This is a genomic window from Nocardia arizonensis, assembly GCF_001310275.1.
Lineage (GTDB): Bacteria > Actinomycetota > Actinomycetes > Mycobacteriales > Mycobacteriaceae > Nocardia > Nocardia arizonensis.
The window spans coordinates 1-4,607 of the sequence record NZ_LGYZ01000020.1; the positions used below are offsets into that span (position 1 = coordinate 1).

The 4,607-nt window shown below is 65.5% G+C and carries 4 protein-coding genes and 1 pseudogene; 1 reads left to right on the plus strand and 4 read right to left on the minus strand.

Translation table 11 applies throughout. The annotated features are described in order from the left end of the window. Window positions 1-257, plus strand: a pseudogene (locus APZ21_RS03565) (hypothetical protein); the annotation flags it as partial. Window positions 258-280: 23 nt separating this feature from the next. On the opposite strand, the gene APZ21_RS03570 reads toward APZ21_RS03565, so the two are convergent. The 4 genes from APZ21_RS03570 to APZ21_RS03585 are packed head-to-tail and all read right to left on the minus strand — an operon-like array spanning window position 281 to window position 4,284. After that, window positions 281-1,387 (minus strand): radical SAM/SPASM domain-containing protein, encoded by a 1,107-nt coding sequence (locus APZ21_RS03570; protein ID WP_054811769.1) that lies wholly within the window; start codon window positions 1,385-1,387, stop codon window positions 281-283. A 16-nt stretch (window positions 1,388-1,403) separates the two neighbouring features. Continuing rightward, window positions 1,404-2,513, minus strand: a complete 1,110-nt coding sequence (locus APZ21_RS03575; RefSeq protein ID WP_054811770.1) for a radical SAM/SPASM domain-containing protein — start codon at window positions 2,511-2,513, stop codon at window positions 1,404-1,406. Further along, complete coding sequence (locus tag APZ21_RS03580; RefSeq protein WP_054811771.1) at window positions 2,510-3,301, minus strand: nucleotidyltransferase domain-containing protein; 792 nt, start codon at window positions 3,299-3,301, stop codon at window positions 2,510-2,512. Before APZ21_RS03580 ends, APZ21_RS03575 begins: the two co-directional genes overlap by 4 nt. Next, window positions 3,298-4,284 carry a hypothetical protein gene (locus tag APZ21_RS03585; protein WP_156370607.1) on the minus strand — a complete coding sequence of 329 codons (987 nt, stop codon included), beginning with the start codon at window positions 4,282-4,284 and terminating at the stop codon, window positions 3,298-3,300. The genes APZ21_RS03580 and APZ21_RS03585 overlap by 4 nt, the downstream gene beginning before the upstream one ends. Between the last annotated feature and the right edge of the window lie 323 nt (window positions 4,285-4,607).

Below are 4,607 nucleotides of genomic sequence, written 5' to 3' on the forward strand. Positions count from 1 at the left end.
CAAAGTTACCTCGACACATCCTGCCTCATCCAAGGTTGACACAGAGGGCTGGCGCGGAGTGGACGGCTGAGACGATCCGCGCGGCGATCGAGGCCGCTGCTGGCGAGCAGGGCTTGAAGCTGGGTAAGGCGCAGGCCCCGGTACGGGTCGCGGTGACCGGCCGCACCATCGGTCTGCCGTTGTTCGAGTCGCTGGAGGTGCTGGGCAGGAATCGGACCCTGGCGCGGATCGAGGCGGCCATCGCGAAGCTTGGGTGATCGCCTCGAATCCGGGTCGTGGTTCATCGGAGGTCGATCAGCCTGTGTTCGGTGGTGGCCGGTTCGACGGGCATCGACCACAGTGGGCAGACGGGCACGATGTGGCGGTCGCAGTCGCTGCTGCGCAGCGTCTTGTCCAGGTGGTCGTAAGCCGCGCATCCGCCACCGCACAGCGACCCGTGCGGGCAGCCGCGGCAGTTCGCCGACACCCGGTTGACCAGGGTCAGCTCGGTCACCCCGTCCGGGATCGTGCGGGGCACGACCTGGCCGTCGATGATCTGTCCGTAGTGCAGGTCGGTGTCGAAGAACGCCGAGCAGATGTAGACGCGGCCATCGGGGAAGACCGCTAAGCGTTCGAGGCTGCGGGCGGTGCAGCCGCCATACCCAGCCTGCCGTAGCGCCGGGAGCTGTCCGGCGGGTGCGAACGCCGGTGGGTAGAACACCCGTAACCGCATGTCGGCGGACGCGTCACGGATCCGCCCGCACAGCTGCATCCAATCCCGGGGTGCAAGCTGATATTCCGGTTTGTCACGGCCGCGGCCGGTTGGGGTGAAGTAGTGGAACGACAGCATCTCCAGGCCCATACGGTCGGCGAAGTCGATCGCGGCGAATACATCACGCTGATTGGCTGTGGTTACGGTGAAGATCGCTCGCGTCTGGAATCCTGCGTCGATAGCTCGCTTCATGCTGGAGATCAGGTGCCGCCAGGTGTTGTCGCCGCGCATCGCCTCGTGGGTCTCGGCGGTGGCGCCGTCCATGGAGAATGAGAACGAGTCGATCCGGTCGTCGAGCGCAGGCCAAGTGCGAGCCGGGATAAGCCCGTTGGTCGTTAGCACCACCTGGTAGCCCTGTCGTTTGCAGACGTCGAGAATAGCGTCGAACTGCGGGTGGGTTGTTGGTTCGCCTCCGAGCAGATACACCTTGTACTGGCCGTAGGTGATCCGCAGCGCCTCGAGTACCTGCTCGACGTAGTCGGGGGTCATACGCCGCTCCCGATCGAGGCGCTCACCCATGTAGCAATGCAGGCAGCGCAGCGGGCACTTCTCGGTGATGTAGAGGAAGAGGAATGGCTCCCGCATCGCGGTGGCCGCCGTCGCGAACGGTGCCGTATGAGTGAGGATTTCGGTCATGCTGATCGGGTCCGCCTTATCGCAGGAGATGGAGGGAATCAGCAGGGCGCGGCCCCCACGCCGAGACCGTCCACAGGATGCACAGTGGGGTGGTGTCGCGGTCGCAGGAGTACCAGCTGTCGTAGGCAGGGATCTGGGAGTAGGCCGGGCAGCCGCCGCCACAAGTGTTGGCCTTGTCGCAGCCCGAGCACACCGGATCCGCGCTGAAGTATGCATTCAGCTCGTTGTTCGAATCGGTGTTGAGCACCAGCCGTCCGTCAACGAATCGCGCGAAATGCCTGCCGTTGTCCATGAACACCGGGCAGGCGAACACCGTGCCGTCGGGGTAGACATGCGGGCGATCCAGGGTGCGCGCCGGGCAGCCTGGATAGCCCCGCTCGTACCAATGCGCCTGCTGATCGGCGGGCACGAACGTCGGCGGATAGTAGACCGCCAGTCTCGGCTCTGGCGGGTACGCCTCGAGCTCGTCGCAGAACTGCATCCATTCCGCAGGCGAGAGCGGTTGCAGCATCCGCGCACCATTGCCGGTCTTGCCGAGGTTGTGGTAGCTGAGCGTGTGCGCGCCGAGTTCGGCCAGGAACGGGATCAGATCGAGTGCCTTGCCCCGATTGGTCTGCGATACCGTGCACATCACTCGCACCTGGTAGCCACGTCGGCGCGCCTCGCTGATGTGGCGCACGACTGTGTCCCAGCTGTGCGGGTTTCCGCGAATCTTCCGATGTACCCCGGGGTCCGCCGATTCGAGGGAGAAGTTGAACGAGTCGAGCGTCTCTGGCGGGATGTCGTCGAAGACGCTGTCATCGAAGTCGCCGTTGCTGGAGATCGTGACCTGGTAACCGCGTTCGCGCGCGGCGCGCACGATGTCGCCGAGCTGCGGGTGCAGAGTCGGCTCGCCGCCGAGCAGGTACAGCTTGTCATGGCCTCCCGTCAGCTTGAAGTAGTCCATGATCTCGGTCGCGCGAGCGAGGCTCATGGTGTTGGCGTTGTTGAGTCGGTCGTTGCCGACGTAGCAGTGGCGGCACCTCAGTTGGCAGGCGGTGGTCGGGTACAGGAATACGAACCGCTCGCGCGGCTGTGTGTAGATCGGGCGCCGGACCGTCGGCAGCCCCAACGGCAGCGTGGTCATCGCACACGACCGCTCAGCACGGCCGAGGCCGGAAAGGTAAGGCACTGCGCGGTGAGCATCACCGCGAGGTCCCCCTCGGCGACCGGCAGCGAGCAGGCATGTGGGACACCGGCGGCGGATGTTACAGGCGGGTACTGGTCGAAGACGCTGGCCCGGACAGCCAGGTCGGGACCGAACCAGCGGCCAAGGCTGACGCCGACCGGGGTGTCGACCCAATCGTCGGTATCGGCGCGGCGCTGCCACAGCGCGGCGGTGGCGGCCGCACGACTCCCTTCGGGAAGGCTCAACTGACCTTTGTGTGACTGGATGCGACGCATTGGCCAGCGCCGGAAGTAGTCGAGCGCTCGCGCGGTGAGCAGGTCGACTATCTTGCCGGGGTCGACAAGGTGGATCTTGGATTCCTCGAGCATCTTGAACACCACATCGCCCTTGCGGAATATCGACAGTGGGCAGTCGGCGAGGTAGCAGGCCGACCGTTGGATCGCCGGAACCGCCGCGACGCACGCTTCGGTAAAGGTGAGCAGCCCTTCCAGGGTGTCCAGGTCGAAGACCTCACCGCAGTGGTCGAATTTCAGGCCCGCGGACCGATGTAGGTCGCGGAACGTTTCGGCGAATTCGCGTTCGCTGGCCGCTTCGGCCTCGCGCAGGATCACCACGGTGTCGATGTCGCTGGTCGGCTTTTGCGTTCCGCGGGCATAGGAGCCACCGACCCAGGCCGCCAGTAGGTTCTCGCCGAACACGGTGCGCGCCAGTCCGATAGTGCGTTCGGCGATTGATGTTTCGCTCATCCGGCTAGTCCTTTCACGAGGGTGGAATCGAGGATCTTCTCGGCCGCCGCCAGTCCGCCGACCGCGGCTTGGACAATCCCCTGTGCCAGGCCAGAGCAGTCACCCACCGCATACAGCCCGGGTGCGGTGGTCTCCAGGTCCGGTGTCAATGCCAGTTCGTCCCATGTGTTCTCCAATTCGAGGCCGATGACGCCGATCTGGTGGCCGTAGTCCGCGACAGTGGTACCAGTGAAGAAGTCGGCCAGTTCGCCGAATGCGGCGACAAGCCCGGAATGCACTCGATCGGGCAGAATCGCCGCGAGGTTGGCCATCTGGTAGTCGGCCACCGAGGGCCGCACACCGGACCGGTGGGTGAAGTCGGTGAGGCTGGCGCAGGTGACGCGGCGGTCAACGAAATCCGGGAACCATTGCAGTACAGGCTTTCCCGGCCTGTCGGTGCGCAACCGCCGATACGGGGCGAGAAGTTCGACGTCGATACGCGCCCGATCCCACGGTCGCCCCGCCTCGTCGCGCAGCTGCGCCAGCAGTGCGAAGTTCGCCACCGCAGTCTCGTCGCCCAATTCGGCGATCACATGCCCGTCGAGCAGGGTGTAACCGTCGGTGGCGTAGTCGGTGAACTTGATCCGTCCGCCCCCACCGGATCGACCGGCGCAGTAGCAGAACGTCTTGATCTTCACCCCGTCGCGCACCAGCGTGGTCTTGTAGTCCTCATGTACCAGCGCTCCGCCGCTCAGCAGCTGTGCTGGACCCTCGAACCGCACTCCGACCGACGGAGTCGGTGGGACGAAATCCAGCCCGAGTGCTCGGATCTGCCTATGCCACCACGACCGGCCTCGCCGCCCGACCGCAACCACCACCGACCCGGCACGCACCACGTGTTCGCCGCGGCGTTCGCGGGTTGCGGCCACCCACCGGCCGCTTGCGTCCAGGTCCAGGCTCGTCACCTCGCTGCGCAACCGGATCTCCACACCCCGAGCTGTCAACCGGCCTCGTAGGCTATCGACGATGTCCCGAACCTGGTCGGCGGTAAGCGAGGCGACCGGGTAATTCTTCACCGGGAACGGTGACCCCGGGCGTGCGCCGTCGAATGCCGGTAGTCGCGGCCCGCACAGGGCATGCAGGGCGGTGGTCTCGAGCTCGGCGGCGCGCTCGGCGCCGAGGAGCTCTGCCAGCCGCCGCCCGGATGGAAACCGGCTGAGCTTCACTCCGTCGCCGTAATGGATACACCCTCCGAACCCTGAGATGACGTTGCACGAAGCCCTCTGTGTCAACCTTGGATGAGGCAGGATGTGTCGAGGTAACTTTG

Coding starts and splice junctions, on each gene's coding strand:
- APZ21_RS03570 (WP_054811769.1), bottom strand. CDS start 1,387: ATGACCGAAATCCTCACTCATACGGCACCGTTCGCGACGGCGGCCACC.
- APZ21_RS03575 (WP_054811770.1), bottom strand. CDS start 2,513: ATGACCACGCTGCCGTTGGGGCTGCCGACGGTCCGGCGCCCGATCTAC.
- APZ21_RS03580 (WP_054811771.1), bottom strand. CDS start 3,301: ATGAGCGAAACATCAATCGCCGAACGCACTATCGGACTGGCGCGCACC.